Raw genomic sequence first — 14,507 nt, forward strand, 5'->3', positions numbered from 1 at the left:
GGGCGGGAAAACGGGTGTCGCTACTTCTGGATGAAGACGATGACGTCCTGGACCGTCTTGAGGTCCTTGAGCTGGTCGTCGGGGATCTCCACGCCGAACTTGTCCTGCGCGGCGACGGCGATCTCGACCATCGAAAGGGAGTCGATGTCGAGGTCGTCCACGAAGCTCTTCTCCGGGGTGACGTCACCCGCGGGGACGCCGGCGATCTCGTCGATGATCTCGCCGAGACCGTCCAGGATCTCCTTGTCCGAGTAGGCCATGTCGGGTTTCTCCTTATGTCGTTGCTGCGGGTGACGGTTCGTACACGACGGCTTCGGCGCGCGGCGAGCGGGCACCGGGCCGCCCGTGGGCTAGGGGACGCGAAGGACCTGCGCCGCGTAGGCCAGGCCGGCGCCGTAGCCCATGGTCAGCACGGTGCTTCCCGAGGGGAGCTCACCGCGTCCGATCATGCGTGAGAGCGCGAGCGGAACCGAAGCCGACGAGGTGTTGCCAGCGGTGACAATATCGCGGGCGACGAGTGCCTGCGGCGCCCCCAGCTTGCGTGCGATGGATTCCACGATGCGCAGGTTCGCCTGGTGCGGGACGAACGCCGTGAGCTCCTCGGGGGCCACACCGGCGCGCTCCAGGGCCTCCAGGGCCACCGGGTAGAGCTCGGTGGTGGTCCACCGGAAGACCGCCTGGCCCTCCTGGTAGAGGTACTTGTTCTCGCGCATGTAGATCTTGTCGGCGCGCTCGCCCGAGCTGCCCCACACCACGGGGCCGATGCCGGGCTCCTCCGAGGCCGACACGACGGCGGCGCCGGCGCCGTCCGCGAAGATCACACAGGTCGTGCGGTCGGTCCAGTCGATCCACTGGGACAGCTTCTCGGCGCCGACGACCAGCACGTTGCGGGCCGAGCCGGCGCGCACCGCGTCGTTGGCCACGCCCAGGGCGTAGCAGAAGCCCGCGCAGGCGGCGTTGACGTCGAACGCGCCGGGCGAGGGGATCCCCAGGCGCGCGGCCACGCTCGCCGAGGCGTTGGGGATCTGGTCCTCCTGCGTGCAGGTGGCCACGATCACCAGGTCGATGTCCTCGGGGGCCAGTCCGCCGGCGGCCAGCGCCTTGCCCCCGGCGATCACCGCCATGTCGACCACGGACTCCTCGGGGCCCGCGACGCGGCGTTCCCTGATGCCGACGCGGCTCTGGATCCACTCGTCCGAGGTGTCCACGCGAGCCGCCAGGTCGGCGTTGGTGACGATGTTGGCGGGCTGGTACTCGCCCAGCGCGACGATGCGCGCTCCGGGGGAGGCGGGGGAGATCTTCATCAGGCGTGCCCTTCCAGATCGGCGGGGGTCAGACCCGCGTGCGCCTTGATGAGCTCGCGCGCCCGGTCCAGGTCGTCGGGGGACTTCACGGCGAGCCGTTCGACACCGCGGAGCCCGCGCTTGGCGAGGCCCGTCAGGGTGCCCGCGGGGGGCAGTTCGATCAGCGCGGTGACACCGAGGTCGGCGAGCGCGGTGCTGCAGGCGTCCCACCGGACCGGCGAGCTGATCTGGGAGACCAGGCGGGACAGGTAGTCCGCGCCCGAGGCCACGACCGCGCCGTCGCGGTTGGACAGCAGCCGGGTGCGCGGGTCCGACGGGGACAGCCCGGAGGCCAGCGCGTCGACCCGCTCCGCCGCCGGGGCCATGTGCCGGGTGTGGAAGGCCCCGGCCACGGCCAGCGGGCGCAGGCGCGCCTTCGCGGGCGGGGCCGCGGCGAACGCCTCCAGCTGCTCGGCCGTTCCCGCCGCGACGATCTGGCCGGAGCCGTTGTCGTTGGCGGGGGTCAGACCGGCGGCCTCGATCGCGGCGAGCACCTCGTCGCGGTCGCCGCCCAGGACGGCGGTCATGCCCGTCGGGGTGACCGCCGAGGCCTCGGCCATGCTGCGGCCCCGTTCGGCGACCAGCGCCAGGGAGTCGCGGGGGGACAGCACCCCGGCGACGACGGCGGCGGTGAACTCGCCGACGCTGTGCCCGGCGGCCACGTCGATGGACGCGGCGGCTTCGGCGAGTTCACCGAACAGCGCGGTGGTCGCCGCGATGCCGGCGCTCACCAGCAGTGGTTGGGCGACAGCGGTGTCGCGGATCTCATCGGCGTCAGCGGTCGTGCCGTAGCGCACGAGGTCGAGCCCGGTGACCTCGGACCACTCGGCGAACCGCTCGGCCATGCCGGGGAGTTCGAGCCATGCGGAGAGGAAACCGGGTACCTGGGCACCTTGGCCGGGAGCGACGATTGCAAGCACAGAATCAACCTTGCCCTGTAGAACATCACCAGCTTGATGGGGACAGGCACGAAGTTTATGACTCCTGTTTTGTGGATTCCCCACAAAAGCAAGAGTTACCGTCCGGTATCCGAGTGGCCCAGGTCACTTGTGGCCTCCTGGGGGTGTCGGGAAGGGTGTTCCGCCGAACCGGTGCCTGCCCCGGGATGTCACCCTAGGGGGGTGACCACCGATTCCCTTGACCGGACTCCCGCTGACGGCCCCGACGGCGACTGCGAGGCGGTGCGGGCCGCGACCGTCCTGCGGCTGGAGCGCGCCATGGGCGCCCTGGGCACGGCCGCGGTGGCGCGGATGGAGCAGCGGCTGTTCTGGTTCCGCGAGATGTCCGCGGAGGACCGGTCCTGGGTCGGGCTGGTCGCCCAGTCCGGGGTCGCCGCCTTCGTCGACTGGTTCAAGAACCCGGGCCGGGGGCGCCCCGCGATCGCCGTGGAGGTCTTCGGCACCGCCCCCCGCGAGCTCACCCGGTCGGTCTCGCTGCAGCAGACGGTGGAGATGGTCCGCGTCGTCATCGACGTCGTGGAGAACCAGGTCGGCGAACTGGCCGCGCCCGGCGGTGAGCAGCAGCTGCGCGAGGCCATGCTGCGGTACAGCAGGGAGGTGGCCTTCAGCACCGCCCGCGTCTACGCCCGCGCGGCCGAGGCGCGCGGCGCGTGGGACGCCCGGTTGGAGGCGCTCATCGTCGACGCGCTGCTGCACGGGGACCGCGAGGAGGGGCTCCAGACCTGGAGCGCGTCGCTGGGCTGGTCGCACACGCCGGTGATCGCGATCGCCGGGCTGCTGGGCGACCAGGACGCGGAGGAGGTCCTGGCGGACCTTCGGGCGCTGGCCCGGCGCGCCGGGCACGACGTGCTCGCGGGGGTCCAGGGCGAACGGGTGGTCGTCGTGGTGGGGGTGAACGAGGGGGACGCCGCCGACCCGGTCGCCGCCGCGGGCCCGCTGGAGGGGCTCTTCGGCCCCGGGGCCGTGGTGGTGGGGCCGCCGGTGACCGACCTGCAGGCGGCCAGCCGCTCGGCGCGCGCGGCGGTCGACGGCCTGCGCGCCGCCCGGGCCTGGCCCGACGCGCCGAGGCCGGTCCCCGCCGAGGACCTGCTGCCCGAGCGGGCCCTGGACGGCGACGAGGCGGCCCGCCGCAAGCTCATCGAGGACGTGTACCTGCCGCTGCGCGGAGCGGGGTCGCCGCTGCTGGACACGCTCACCGTGTACCTGGAGCACGCCTCGTCGCTGGAGTCCACCGCCCGTATGCTGTTCGTGCACCCCAACACCGTGCGCTACCGGCTGAGCCGGGTGGCCGAGCTGACCGGGTTCACGCCCTCGGACGGGCGCGGCTCGTTCGCGCTGCGGGTGGCGGTGACCCTGGGGCGGCTGGCCGAGCGCGGCTGAACGGGACGCGGACGCCGGACGCACGCGCGGAGAACGATCCGGACTCGAAAACGGGCCGGGAGCGGGGGTGCGGCGGGCGTGTTCTCCCCGCCACCAGCGCCGATGCCCGACGGGGACGCTTCCGAAAACGCCCATTGGCGAACTCCGGCCCCACGAGGTCGGGAACCGGGCGGCGGTCCGCGTGAATAGGGTCGTATCACCGGCGTCTCGGCGGGTAGGGCCAAACCCGCACGAGGGCCGGAAACCGGATAACGTGAACAGTGAGTACGCGAGCGCGGAGTGTGTTCTCCTCCCGTCGCTCCGTAAGCGCGGTCGCCGGTCGAGGGCGCGGCCGACCAGGGTCGCCTTGGCCCGTCGGCATGGCAGAAAACACTGTTAGGGGGAACAATGGCGGTGTTCGGTCTGGGACGTCTTCACAAGAGTGTGGTGGGGGTCGTCCGAGAACCCACGGCGGCCGGACAGATCCGGCGCCAGGTCCTCTTCTTCGCGCCGATCCCGTTGTTGCTCCTGGGACTGCTCGCGCTCGTGCTGCGCGGCGAGTGGTCGGCGCCCGGGTGGACGATCCTGCTGTCGGGGTCGGTCTCGGTCGGGTCGCTGCTGCTGGCGGTCGTGGCGCAGCCCACGCCCCTGCCCGAGGGGATGCCGCCGGAGGTCTCGGTGCGCCGTTCGCTGTACCGCTTCCAGCAGATCACCAGCCTGCGCATCGGCCTCGCGATGACCCCCGTCGTAATGGGGGCCGCCGCCGCGGTGGCGGGCGGCGGCCTGTTCCCCTACGCCGTCGCCCTCGCTCTGGCGTGGCCGCAGCTGCTGCTGGCCCTGCCCGGCTACTTCACCGTCTCGCGGTCGCGCCGGGCGATGGAGGCGTGGGGCACCAAGGCGTACCTGTGGGCGGGCCTGGCCCAGGCGGCCCCGGTGGAGTGGCCGCTGGTCACCCGCTACCTCGCCCGGCGCAGGGCGAAGGCGACCGGTTCCCGGCCGGAGAGCCGGGGAAGGGCCGGGGGCGAGGGCGCCGAGAGGGGCGCCAGAACCGCCAAAACCGCCAGAACCGAGGCGGAGTCCCCCAAGAACATCCCCGGGGTGCCCGAGCGCCTGGTGCCGCCCAGCGAGCCCATGACCAGCATCGAGTCGCTGATCCCGGGGTTCACGGCGTCGGGCGGGACCACCCCCCAGCCCTCCCTCCAGCTCCTTCGGCTGCGCGCCAACACCCGCCCCAAGCAGCGCGGACACCGCACCGAGCAGCAGCGGCGCAAGGCCAAGAACGGCTAGTTTCCCGCCCTTGCCCCGCTGATCCCGACCTTTCCGGGGTTTCGGGCGTCCCCGCGGCCCCGGAAAGGTCGGGATCGGCGGGGAAACGCCGCCGGGCGCCTCAGCGCGAAGGGGCGAACGCCCTGACGAGCTGGTCCTCGGCCCGGTCGAAGTAGGCGGCGAGGCGCTCGGCCGCCTCCTCGAAGCGGCCGTCGGCCAGCCGCTCGTAGATCGCGCGGTTCTCGTCCAGGTAAGGGGCGTGGAACTCGCGGGGCGCGGCCATTACGTGGAAGGCCAGTCGCATCTCGGCGAGCAGCTGGCGCATGACCTCGGCCACGCGCGTGCTCCCCGCAAGCTCTCCGATCGCCTGGTGGAAGTGCATGTTGGCGGTGCCGATGCCCCACCAGTCGCCGCGCGCCTCGGCGGCCTCGCCCTCCTCGACCGCCGCGCGGACCGCCCCGACCGCGCCCGCGGGCGCCGAGGCCGCGCCGCGGACGGCCGCCAGCTCCAGGGGGCGGCGGGCCCGGTAGAGGTCGACGACGTCGTCCAGGCCGGGCTTGGCGACGAACACGCCGCGGTTGAACTCGTGGACCAGCAGGCGCTCGTGGCCCAGCAGCCGGAACGCCTCGCGCAGGGTGTTGCGCGAGACCTTGAACTTCTCGCTGATCTTCTGCTCGGACAGCCGGGTGCCCGGCGCCAGCGCGCCGTCGATGACGAGTTCGCGCAGCATGTCGGCGACCCGCTCGGCGGTGCTGGAGCGGCCCATCGCCTCGGCGACGTCCGGAAGCCGATCGATCCAGTCGCCTGTCACCGTCACGCCCGCTCCTCAGCTCGGTGGTTTGTTGAACAACCCGTTCCGCTCCATTGTGGCCGACGGCGAACGGAGCCGTGGCCGGGGGCGAAGGGGGATGAAGCGGAAAAGTAACCCCGGTTCACATGTACGAGATTGAAGTATTGAAGTATTGTTCAACAAATTGGAGGTGTGGTTGCCGTCACATCCCACTCCCCGAGACGGAGGCACCGTGGAGGACTCACCCAAGACCGCCCCCCGGCCCAGGCCCGCGCGCGTCGCCGGCGGCAGCGTGCTGCTGGGCGCGATGTTCCTGATGGCCACCAGCGCGATCGGCCCGGGTTTCATCACCCAGACCACGAGCTTCACCGCCCAGCTGGGCGCGACGTTCGCGTTCGCGATCCTGGTGTCGGTCCTGGTGGACATCGCGGTGCAGCTGAACATCTGGCGCGTCGTCGGCGTGGCCGGGACGTACGCCCAGGAGCTGGCCAACAAGGTCGTGCCCGGCGCCGGGTACCTGCTCGCCGCCCTCATCGTCTTCGGCGGCCTGGTGTTCAACGTCGGCAACATCGCCGGCACCGCGTTGGGCCTTGACGCGCTGGCCGGGATCGACGTCAAGATCGGCGGAGCGCTGTCCGCGGTGATCGCCATCGCGCTGTTCCTGGTCAAGCGCGCGGGCGCGGCGATGGACCGCATCCTGGTGGTCCTGGGCGTGCTGATGATCGCGATGACCCTGTACGTGGCGTTCGTGTCCGACCCGCCGGTGGGCGAGGCGCTGCGCCAGTCGGTGTGGCCCGACCGGCTCGACAACGACGTGTTCCTGGCGACCGTGACCATCATCGGCGGCACCGTCGGCGGCTACATCACCTACGCCGGCGCGCACCGCCTGGTCGACGCCGGTGTCAGCGGCCCCGAGAACGCCACCGCCATCACCCGGGCCTCGGTCACCGGCATCGTCGTCACCGGGGTCATGCGGGTGCTGCTCTTCCTGGCGGTGCTCGGCGTCGTCACGGGAGGGGCGTCGATCCTGGACGCGGCCAACCCCCCGGCCGAGGCGTTCGCGCAGGCGGCCGGCGAGGCGGGGGTGCGGTTGTTCGGGGTCATCATGTGGGCGGCCGCGATCAGCTCCGTCATCGGCGCCTCCTACACCTCGGTGTCCTTCGTCTCCACCTTCTCCCCGGGACTGCGCAGACACCGGGGCTTGCTGGTCGCGGGGTTCATCTCCGTCTCCACGGTCGTCTACCTCATGCTGGAGCAGGCCCCCACCACACTGCTGATCCTGGCCGGAGCGCTCAACGGGATCATTCTGCCCGTGGGCCTGGGCATCATGCTGTGGGTGGCGCTGCGCCGCTCGGGAGACCTGCTGCACGGCTACAGGTATCCCAGGTGGCTGCTCGTCGTGGGCGTCGCGGCCTGGCTGCTGACCGCCTACATCGCGGTCAACGCGCTCAGCGGCGTCGGCGCCCTGTGGGCGTGACGCGGGGTCCCGGCCGCCGCGAGGGCGCGGCCGGGACCGCACCGGTCCGGGAACAACGAGAGGGACAGGAAGGAGCCACGATGCCCATCGACCTCAACTCCGACCTCGGTGAAGGCTTCGGCCGCTGGGAGCTCGGTGACGACGAGGCGCTGCTGTCCATCGTCACCAGCGCCAACGTGGCCTGCGGCTTCCACGCGGGCGACCCCGTGGTGCTGCGCCGCACCTGCGAGGAGGCCGCGCGGCGGGGTGTCGCCATCGGAGCCCACGTCGGCTACCGCGACCTCGCCGGGTTCGGGCGTCGGTTCGTCGACATGCCGCCCGAGGAGCTGACCGACGACATCGTCTACCAGCTCGGCGCGCTCGGGGCCTTCGCCCGGATCGCCGGGGAGCGCGTGCGCTACGTCAAACCGCACGGGGCGCTGTACAACGCGATCGTGCACCACGAGGAGCAGGCCGCCGCCGTCGTCGAGGCGGTCCGGCTCTACGACCCGGAGCTGCCCGTGCTGGGCCTGCCCGGTTCGGTGTGGCTGGACCTGGCCGGAAGGGCGGGGCTGCGCACGGTCCGCGAGGCCTTCGCCGACCGCGCCTACACCCCCGAGGGGACGCTGGTGTCGCGCCGTTCCCCCGGCGCGGTCCTGCACGACCCGGAGGAGGTGGCCGAGCGCTGCCTGCGCATCGCCAGGGGCGAGTCGATCGCCGCGGTCGACGGCAGCAGGGTGCTCGTCGAGGCGGACTCGCTGTGCGTGCACGGCGACAGCCCCGGCGCGGTGCGCATCGCCCGGGCCGTGTCGGACCGGCTGGGCGCGGAGGGCGTACGGATCGCGGCGTTCGCGTGAGGAGCGCGGCGCCGGTGGAGCGGGGACAGGAGAAGAGGGGGACGCGTGCGCATCCTGAACTGCGGTGACGTCGGGGTCCTCGTCGAGGTCGCCGACCTCGACGAGGTGCTGGCGCTCCAGGCGGCGCTCGCGGAGGGGCCGCCGCCCGGAGTGGGAGAGGTCGTCCCGGCCGCGCGCACCGTACTGCTGCGTCTGGAGCCCGGGGCCGACCCCGCCGCGGTGGCCGCCGCCGTCCGCGCCCTGAGGCCCCGGCCCGAGGGCCGCGCGGCAGCGGGGGAGGTGCGGATACCGGTGCGCTACGACGGCGAGGACCTCGCCGACATCGCCGCGGCCACCGGCCTGAGCGAGCGCGAGGTCGTCGCCGCGCACACCGGGACGACCTGGACCGTCGCCTTCTGCGGGTTCGCGCCGGGCTTCGGCTACCTGGTGAGCGACGACCACCGCCTGCGCGTGCCGCGCCGCGCCGAGGCCCGCACCCGCGTCCCCGCCGGAGCGGTGGCCCTGGCGGGCGAGTTCACCGGCGTCTACCCGCGCAGCTCCCCGGGCGGCTGGCAGCTCCTGGGGAGCACCGAGAGCGTCGTCTGGGACCTGGACCGCGACCCTCCGGGCCTGCTGCGCCCGGGCGTGCGCGTGCGGTTCACCCCGGTTCGGTAAGGCCTGGTCGGATTGTGGACACCGCAGACGGGGAGCCGCTCCTTCGAGGACGGGGGCATCCGGTGGAGAACGAGGGACGGCAGTTGCAGATGGCAGGCCTAGAGGTGCTGGAGACCGGAATGCTCACCACGGTGCAGGACGCGGGGAGGCCGGGGCACGCGTCGCTCGGCGTCGGCCGCTCCGGCGCGGCCGACGCGGCCTCCTACGCCCTCGCCAACCGGCTGCTGGCCAACCCGCCCGGAGCGGCCGCGCTGGAGGTCACCTTCGGAGGGCTGCGGCTGCGCGCCCGCGGCACCGTGACCGTCGCCGTGACCGGCGCCCCGGGCCCGGTCAGCGTCGACGGGCGCGGTGCCGCGATGAACACGGTCCTGTCCGTCCCCGACGGGGCCGAACTGCGCCTGGGCGTCCCCACCCGCGGCCTGCGCGGCTACCTGGCCGTGCGCGGCGGCGTCGACGTGCCCCCCGTCCTGGGGTCGCGCAGCACCGACACCCTCGCCGACCTCGGCCCGGCCAGAGTCGCCCCCGGCGCCCTCCTGCCGGTGGGAGCGCCGCCCGCGGGGTTCCCCGTCACCGACGCGGCGCCCGTCGCCGAGCTCCCCGGCACCGAGACCACCCTGCGCGTGGTCCTGGGGCCGCGTCACGACTGGTTCACCCCCGACGCCGTGCGCACCCTGCTGTCCGGTGTCTACGAGGTGAGCGGCCGCAGCGACCGGGTCGGCGCGCGCCTGCTGGGCCCGCCCCTGGACCGCCACCGGAAGGAGGAGCTGCCCAGCGAGGGCATGGTTCCGGGCTCCCTGCAGATCCCGACCGACGGCGACCCCGTCCTCTTCCTCGCCGACCACCCCGTCACCGGCGGCTACCCGGTGATCGCCGTCGTCGCCTCCGAGGACCTTCCCCGCGCCGCCCAGGCCCGCCCGGGCACGCGGCTGAGATTCCGCCTCTGAGGGCCGGGAGAGCGGCTCCCGGGGAAGCACGACACCGGAACAGGACAACCCGTCCACGACGATTCGGAGACGACAGTGAACCAGCGGCCCACCGCGCCGGCCGACCCCGCCGCGCTCTCCCCCGCCGAGGCGCGGTCCCTGTTCCGCGCCGGCCTGAAGACGCCCACCTCCGGCTACTGCGCCGGATACGCCCAGGCCAACCTGATCGCGCTGCCGCGCGACCTCGCCTTCGACTTCCTGCTGTTCGCCCAGCGCAACCCGAAGTCCTGCCCGGTGCTGGACGTCACCGAACCCGGCCGGACCGACGCCTCGGTCTTCGACGGCGACCTCCGCACGGACCTGCCCGCCTACCGCGTGTACGTGGACGGCCGCCTCACCGAGGAGACCACCGACGCGCGCGCGGCCTGGCGCGACGACCTGGTCGCCTTCCTCATCGGGTGCAGCTTCACGTTCGAGGCCCCGCTGCTGGAGGCGGGAATCCCGGTCCGGCACATCGAGGCCGGGAGCAACGTGGCGATGTACCGGACCAACCGCCCCTGCCGCCCCGCGGGGAGGCTGTCCGGGCCGCTCGTGGTGTCCATGCGCCCCGTGCCCGCCGACCGCGTGGCCGACGCCGTGCGCGTCACCTCGCGCTATCCGGCCGTGCACGGAGCCCCCGTCCACATCGGGGACCCGGCGGCACTGGGCGTCACGGACCTGGACAGCCCCGACTTCGGCGACCCCGTCGAGGTCCGGGACGGCGAGGTCCCCGTCTTCTGGGCCTGCGGGGTCACCCCCCAGGCCGCGGTCATGGCGTCGTCCCCGGCCTTCGCGATCTCCCACGCCCCCGGCCACATGGCGGTCACCGACGCCCGCGACAGCGCCTACCAGGTGCCCTGAGGCGTCCCGTCACGGGGTGAGGCGCCGCGTCGCCAGCTCCCGCACCCGCGGGCGGGTCGAGAGGCCCGGGACCGTGCGGAGGGCGGCGGGGACGACCGGGGAGTGCTCCCAGCGGACCGATGCCGCGCGGCCGTCCAGGGTGAGGGTGGCCAGGGCGTTGTCGTACCAGGGGCCCTTGTCCAGGCTCCACCGCAGGGCCGGGGCGCGCACGCCCGCCAGGCGGGCCATCGTGCGGCAGAGGAGCCCCGTGACGGCGCGCGCGGCGACCCACATCATGCGGCGCATCGTGGGCGGCAGCCAGTTGCAGACGGGAGAGCAGACCAGCTGCGCGATCACGGTGCCCGAGGCGGCCGCCCCGCGGCCGCGGGGCGCGGCGCGGGCCAGGTAGGAGAAGTGCACGTCGCCGCCGAGGAACAGCACGCTCGCGGGCGGCGCGCCGCGCCCGCCCGCCGCCACCTCCCGCACCGTCTCGGACACCGCCGAGAAGGACCGCCCGAACGCCGGCCAGTGCTCCAGGTCCATCTCCTGGCGCAGCTTCTCGCCGAGGCCCCGCATCCGCTCCCCCCACGCGCCCGCGCACACCGCCTCGTTCCACGCCTCCAGGTAGTGGATGCCCGACGGGAGCAGGAACGGCAGCGTGCTGGCCAGCACCAGGTGGTCCACGTCCCCGGTCATCGACGCGTCCAGCCACCGGGAGCCGGGACCGCCGAGCATGGAGCGCGCCCGGTCGTCGGCGACGTCGCGCCCGCAGCGGGTGTCCACCATCAGCACCCGGCTGCGCCCGAAGTCGTGCCGGTGGCTCCAGACGTAGGAGTCGGGTTCGCTGTGCGCCCGCCACGCGAAGTCGTCCAGCACCGCGCCGCCGTCGCCGCCGCCCGCGGTGAGGGCGCGCCACACCGGGTCCCCGGCCCGCGCCCCGGGGGAGAGGTTCCCCAGGTGCTGGTACACCCAGTACGAGCCCAGCCCGGAGGTGACGCGCGGACGCCACCAGCGGTTCCGCTCGATCTCGCGCCGCCAGGTGCCCGAGGTGTTCCAGTCGTCCCGGATGTCGTGGTCGTCGAACAGCATCAGCGTCGGCACCGTGGACAGCAGCCACCGGATGTCCGGGTCGCTCCACGCCTGCCGGTACAGCTCCGCGTACTCGTCGAAGAACACGACCTCGTCGTCGGGCGGGCGGACCCCGCCGTCCGGGGTGCGCGCGCGCCGTTCGGCGAGATACGCGCGCATCGGCGACTGGATCTCGTCGGCGTACACCTGGTCGCCGATGAGCAGCAGCGCGGTGGGCTCCGCCGGGGCCGCGCCGGTGTCCGCGTCCCGGCGGTCGGCGGCGAGCCGCAACGCGTGGGCGCGCAGCATGTCGACCCCGTACCGCATCACCGCGGTGGGGGAGTGGTCGGTGGGGGTGCGGCAGGACCCGAACAGCAGCCGCTGCGGGGCCTCGTGGTCCAGCGCGCGCAGCACGCTCGGCGGGTGCGGCGAGTCCGGTTCGGGCCACACCGGCGCGTCGTCCAGGAGCACCCCGTACTCCAGGGCCTGCCCGGGCCGCAGCCCCTCGACCTCGCACAGCGCGTAGTGGTGCCCGTGCACCGTGAACGTGTCGGCCCGCGCAGTGAGGTCCCCGGCGGTGACCGTGACCGCGCAGGGGGCGTCCGTCTCCACCCAGACCGCCGCAGTGGTCTCGCTCACGTGGCGCAGCATCGGGCCGAGCCGAAGTACAGCACCCACCAGTGTCTCCCGCCGTCGATTCCGCAAAAAAGGGCTCACCACGAGTATGGCCGCTCCCGCGTGCCGGGAGACAGGGGGCGATGTGACCGCCGTCCTGTCCACAGGGGACGGGGGCGAGCTTGCAATCGGGTCCGTCCTGAGTAACCGTTGCCACATGCGGACCAAATTGCTCGACCTGCGCACAGGCGGGTCCGAGGCCGTCATCGACATCACCCCGCAGTGTGCGGAGTTCGTGGCCGAGACGGGCGAGGACGGGTTGCTGAACGTGTTCGTCCCGCACGCCACGGCCGGGGTGGCGGTCATGGAACTGGGCGCCCGCTCCGACGAGGACCTGCTCGCGGCCCTGGGCGACCTGCTTCCGGCGGACGACCGCTGGCGGCACCGGCACGGCTCCCCGGGCCACGGGCGCTCGCACGTCATGCCGGCCCTCATCGCCCCCTACGCCACCGTTCCGGTGATTTCGGGGAAGCCCGCGTTGGGTACGTGGCAATCTATCGCCATTGTGGACGTCAACATCGATAATCCTGAGCGTCAGGTCCGGCTGTCGTTCTTGACGGGCTGAGCTGACGGGGCAGGATGGTAGAAGCAGGGCACACGGGAGGGCACGCGTTGACGGATCAGGTGCCCAGCGTGTGAACTTAGCCAGCAACGGCGGGATCGACCCAGGATTACGGGGCCAGTCGCGGCCGAGCCCGTAAGGAGCGGGCGACAACAGAGTGGAGGAGGACTTTCGTGAGCGCGACCGCGGGCCAGGCACAGAGCGAACGTGGCCTGGCCGAACGACTCGGGTTCAAACCGGGTCAGGTGGTGCAGGAATTCGGGTTCGACGACGACGTGGACGAGCAGCTGCGTGCGTCGATCGCGGAGAGTACCGGCAGTGAGCTGGTCGACGAGGACTATGCCGACGTCGTGGACGCGGCGCTGCTGTGGTGGCGGGACGACGAGGAGGACGACCTCACGGACGTCCTCGTGGACGTGTCCGCCACGATCGAGGGAGGCGGCATCATCCTGGTGCTGACCCCCAAGGCTGGCAGAGAGGGGCACGTCCCGCCCAGCGACGTCGCGGAGGCCGCGACCACCGCGGGACTGTCGCAGACCAGCGCGGTGAGCGCCGGCCCCGACTGGTCGGGGACCCGGCTCGTCCTGCCCAAGGCGCAGCGTTGAGTCTTTCCGACCGACGGCGCCGCGGGCGCCGGTCCTAGGGCGTGTCACGTGCCGCCCGCCCGACGCGGGCGGCACGGAACCGGATCCGGGGAACGAGGACGCATGTCGATCGAGATCGGCCGGAACGCTCCGGACTTCGCGCTCGCCGACCAGTACGGCCAGACCGTGCGGTTGTCGGATTTCCGGGGTCGGAGGAACGTCGCGGTGGTGTTCTACCCGCTGGCCTTCTCCGGGATCTGCGGAGGGGAGCTGCGTGAGCTCCGCGACAACGCGGACGAGTTCGCCGGCCACGGCGTCCAGCTGTTGAGCGTCTCGGTGGACTCCGTGTTCTCCCACCGGGTCTGGGCCGACCAGGAGGGCCTGGAGTTCCCGCTGCTCTCGGACTTCTGGCCGCACGGCGCCGTCGCCAGGGCCTACGGGGTCTTCGACGACGCCAAGGGCGTGGCCCTGCGCGGAGCCTTCCTGATCGACACCGAGGGGGTCGTGCTGTGGAAGATCGTCAACCCGGTCTCCAGGGCCCGGAGCCTCGATGACTACCGCAAGGCATTCGCCGAGTTGAGCTGATCCACCGAAGGAGACTCATGCCCTGCTACCTGTGCGGGGCGCGGCCCAGCGACCCGGCTCGCGGCGCCCGACCGTGGAAGCGCGGGGTCCGCCACGAGCGCCAGGTGCTGATCTGCCCGGACTGCCTCGTGAGTCGGGACTGGAAAGCCGACCTCGACCGCTGCGGCCGCTGCCGGTCCACGTTCCTGATCTCCCGACTGGGCGAGATCGAGTGCCACGGATGCGGGGAGGTGCGCCCCCAGGCCGCCCCCCAGCCCGCCGCCGCGCCGCTCCCGGGCTCCGCCCTCACCAACGAGGTCGAGCAGGCCCTGTCCCGCGCCCTGAGCGGCCTGACGGCCCTTCCCGCCCCGCACACGCGACGCTGACCCCCGCGAACCGGTACTATCTCGGTGCGGGAGCTCGGCTGCGGCCGGGTCTCCTCTGCGCGCGGGCGTGTAGCTCAGTTGGTCAGAGCACCCGCCTTACAAGCGGGCGGTCGGAGGTTCGAGTCCTCTCGCGCCCACAGCCCCGGAGTCACGAAGAACGCCCCTTGGCCTGTGCGAGCAGG

General features: G+C 72.9%; 16 protein-coding genes and 1 tRNA gene. 12 read left to right on the top strand and 5 right to left on the bottom strand.

The features are described from left to right. Window positions 1–20 precede the first annotated feature (20 nt). The 3 genes from EV190_RS20755 to EV190_RS20765 form a co-directional block, all read right to left on the bottom strand. Window positions 21–260, bottom strand: a complete 240-nt coding sequence (locus EV190_RS20755; RefSeq protein ID WP_133743279.1) for an acyl carrier protein — start codon at window positions 258–260, stop codon at window positions 21–23. A 90-nt stretch (window positions 261–350) separates the two neighbouring features. Then, window positions 351–1,304 carry a beta-ketoacyl-ACP synthase III gene (locus EV190_RS20760; RefSeq protein WP_133743280.1) on the bottom strand — a complete coding sequence of 318 codons (954 nt, stop codon included), beginning with the start codon at window positions 1,302–1,304 and terminating at the stop codon, window positions 351–353. Then, window positions 1,304–2,188 carry an ACP S-malonyltransferase gene (locus EV190_RS20765; RefSeq protein ID WP_133743314.1) on the bottom strand — a complete coding sequence of 295 codons (885 nt, stop codon included), beginning with the start codon at window positions 2,186–2,188 and terminating at the stop codon, window positions 1,304–1,306. Before EV190_RS20765 ends, EV190_RS20760 begins: the two co-directional genes overlap by 1 nt. A gap of 276 nt (window positions 2,189–2,464) precedes the next feature. On the opposite strand from EV190_RS20765, the gene EV190_RS20770 reads away from it, so the two are divergent. Further along, the gene (locus tag EV190_RS20770) at window positions 2,465–3,682 is read left to right on the top strand and encodes a PucR family transcriptional regulator (RefSeq protein ID WP_279536630.1); all 1,218 of its coding nucleotides are present in this window, start codon (window positions 2,465–2,467) and stop codon (window positions 3,680–3,682) included. A 426-nt stretch (window positions 3,683–4,108) separates the two neighbouring features. Then, window positions 4,109–4,948, top strand: coding sequence for a hypothetical protein (locus EV190_RS20775; RefSeq protein ID WP_243742706.1), 840 nt, complete (start codon window positions 4,109–4,111; stop codon window positions 4,946–4,948). A 100-nt stretch (window positions 4,949–5,048) separates the two neighbouring features. Here EV190_RS20775 and EV190_RS20780 read toward each other — a convergent pair whose 3' ends face one another. Continuing rightward, window positions 5,049–5,744 carry a GntR family transcriptional regulator gene (locus EV190_RS20780; RefSeq protein WP_208113273.1) on the bottom strand — a complete coding sequence of 232 codons (696 nt, stop codon included), beginning with the start codon at window positions 5,742–5,744 and terminating at the stop codon, window positions 5,049–5,051. A 280-nt stretch (window positions 5,745–6,024) separates the two neighbouring features. Between EV190_RS20780 and EV190_RS20785 the strand changes: the two genes are divergently transcribed. From EV190_RS20785 to EV190_RS20805, 5 genes are all read left to right on the top strand, one after another. Further along, window positions 6,025–7,194, top strand: coding sequence for an NRAMP family divalent metal transporter (locus EV190_RS20785; RefSeq protein WP_133743318.1), 1,170 nt, complete (start codon window positions 6,025–6,027; stop codon window positions 7,192–7,194). 80 nt (window positions 7,195–7,274) lie between these two features. Then, window positions 7,275–8,030, top strand: coding sequence for a LamB/YcsF family protein (locus tag EV190_RS20790; protein ID WP_133743281.1), 756 nt, complete (start codon window positions 7,275–7,277; stop codon window positions 8,028–8,030). A gap of 45 nt (window positions 8,031–8,075) precedes the next feature. Then, complete coding sequence (locus EV190_RS20795; RefSeq protein WP_133743282.1) at window positions 8,076–8,684, top strand: 5-oxoprolinase subunit B family protein; 609 nt, start codon at window positions 8,076–8,078, stop codon at window positions 8,682–8,684. 89 nt (window positions 8,685–8,773) lie between these two features. Next, complete coding sequence (locus tag EV190_RS20800; RefSeq protein ID WP_133743283.1) at window positions 8,774–9,628, top strand: 5-oxoprolinase subunit C family protein; 855 nt, start codon at window positions 8,774–8,776, stop codon at window positions 9,626–9,628. 75 nt (window positions 9,629–9,703) lie between these two features. Continuing rightward, the gene (locus EV190_RS20805) at window positions 9,704–10,507 is read left to right on the top strand and encodes a putative hydro-lyase (RefSeq protein ID WP_133743284.1); all 804 of its coding nucleotides are present in this window, start codon (window positions 9,704–9,706) and stop codon (window positions 10,505–10,507) included. A gap of 9 nt (window positions 10,508–10,516) precedes the next feature. Here the strand turns inward: EV190_RS20805 and EV190_RS20810 are convergent, their stop codons facing one another. Continuing rightward, window positions 10,517–12,232 (bottom strand): DUF7800 domain-containing protein, encoded by a 1,716-nt coding sequence (locus EV190_RS20810; protein WP_133743285.1) that lies wholly within the window; start codon window positions 12,230–12,232, stop codon window positions 10,517–10,519. Between the two features lie 154 nt (window positions 12,233–12,386). Between EV190_RS20810 and EV190_RS20815 the strand changes: the two genes are divergently transcribed. From EV190_RS20815 to EV190_RS20835, 5 genes are all read left to right on the top strand, one after another. After that, window positions 12,387–12,794, top strand: coding sequence for a secondary thiamine-phosphate synthase enzyme YjbQ (locus EV190_RS20815; RefSeq protein ID WP_133743286.1), 408 nt, complete (start codon window positions 12,387–12,389; stop codon window positions 12,792–12,794). A 170-nt stretch (window positions 12,795–12,964) separates the two neighbouring features. Next, window positions 12,965–13,396, top strand: a complete 432-nt coding sequence (locus EV190_RS20820) for a DUF3052 domain-containing protein (RefSeq protein ID WP_133743287.1) — start codon at window positions 12,965–12,967, stop codon at window positions 13,394–13,396. A gap of 102 nt (window positions 13,397–13,498) precedes the next feature. Next, window positions 13,499–13,960: a peroxiredoxin gene (locus EV190_RS20825; protein ID WP_133743288.1), complete on the top strand. Its 462-nt coding sequence runs from the start codon at window positions 13,499–13,501 to the stop codon at window positions 13,958–13,960. Between the two features lie 17 nt (window positions 13,961–13,977). Beyond that, window positions 13,978–14,325 carry a hypothetical protein gene (locus EV190_RS20830; protein WP_133743289.1) on the top strand — a complete coding sequence of 116 codons (348 nt, stop codon included), beginning with the start codon at window positions 13,978–13,980 and terminating at the stop codon, window positions 14,323–14,325. 63 nt (window positions 14,326–14,388) lie between these two features. Further along, a tRNA-Val gene (locus EV190_RS20835) sits at window positions 14,389–14,462 on the top strand. Window positions 14,463–14,507: the final 45 nt, after the last annotated feature.

The sequence above is a fragment of the Actinorugispora endophytica genome (assembly GCF_004363075.1).
In the GTDB taxonomy this organism is placed as follows: Bacteria; Actinomycetota; Actinomycetes; order Streptosporangiales; family Streptosporangiaceae; genus Actinorugispora; species Actinorugispora endophytica.

What these genes read in the sequence shown, in the direction of transcription:
- EV190_RS20755 (WP_133743279.1), bottom strand. Translation starts at nt 260, where the DNA reads ATGGCCTACTCGGACAAGGAGATCCTGGACGGTCTCGGCGAGATCATC.
- EV190_RS20760 (WP_133743280.1), bottom strand. Translation starts at nt 1,304, where the DNA reads ATGAAGATCTCCCCCGCCTCCCCCGGAGCGCGCATCGTCGCGCTGGGC.
- EV190_RS20765 (WP_133743314.1), bottom strand. Translation starts at nt 2,188, where the DNA reads ATGGCCGAGCGGTTCGCCGAGTGGTCCGAGGTCACCGGGCTCGACCTC.
- EV190_RS20785 (WP_133743318.1), top strand. Translation starts at nt 6,025, where the DNA reads ATGTTCCTGATGGCCACCAGCGCGATCGGCCCGGGTTTCATCACCCAG.
- EV190_RS20790 (WP_133743281.1), top strand. Translation starts at nt 7,275, where the DNA reads ATGCCCATCGACCTCAACTCCGACCTCGGTGAAGGCTTCGGCCGCTGG.
- EV190_RS20800 (WP_133743283.1), top strand. Translation starts at nt 8,774, where the DNA reads ATGGCAGGCCTAGAGGTGCTGGAGACCGGAATGCTCACCACGGTGCAG.
- EV190_RS20815 (WP_133743286.1), top strand. Translation starts at nt 12,387, where the DNA reads ATGCGGACCAAATTGCTCGACCTGCGCACAGGCGGGTCCGAGGCCGTC.
- EV190_RS20825 (WP_133743288.1), top strand. Translation starts at nt 13,499, where the DNA reads ATGTCGATCGAGATCGGCCGGAACGCTCCGGACTTCGCGCTCGCCGAC.
- EV190_RS20830 (WP_133743289.1), top strand. Translation starts at nt 13,978, where the DNA reads ATGCCCTGCTACCTGTGCGGGGCGCGGCCCAGCGACCCGGCTCGCGGC.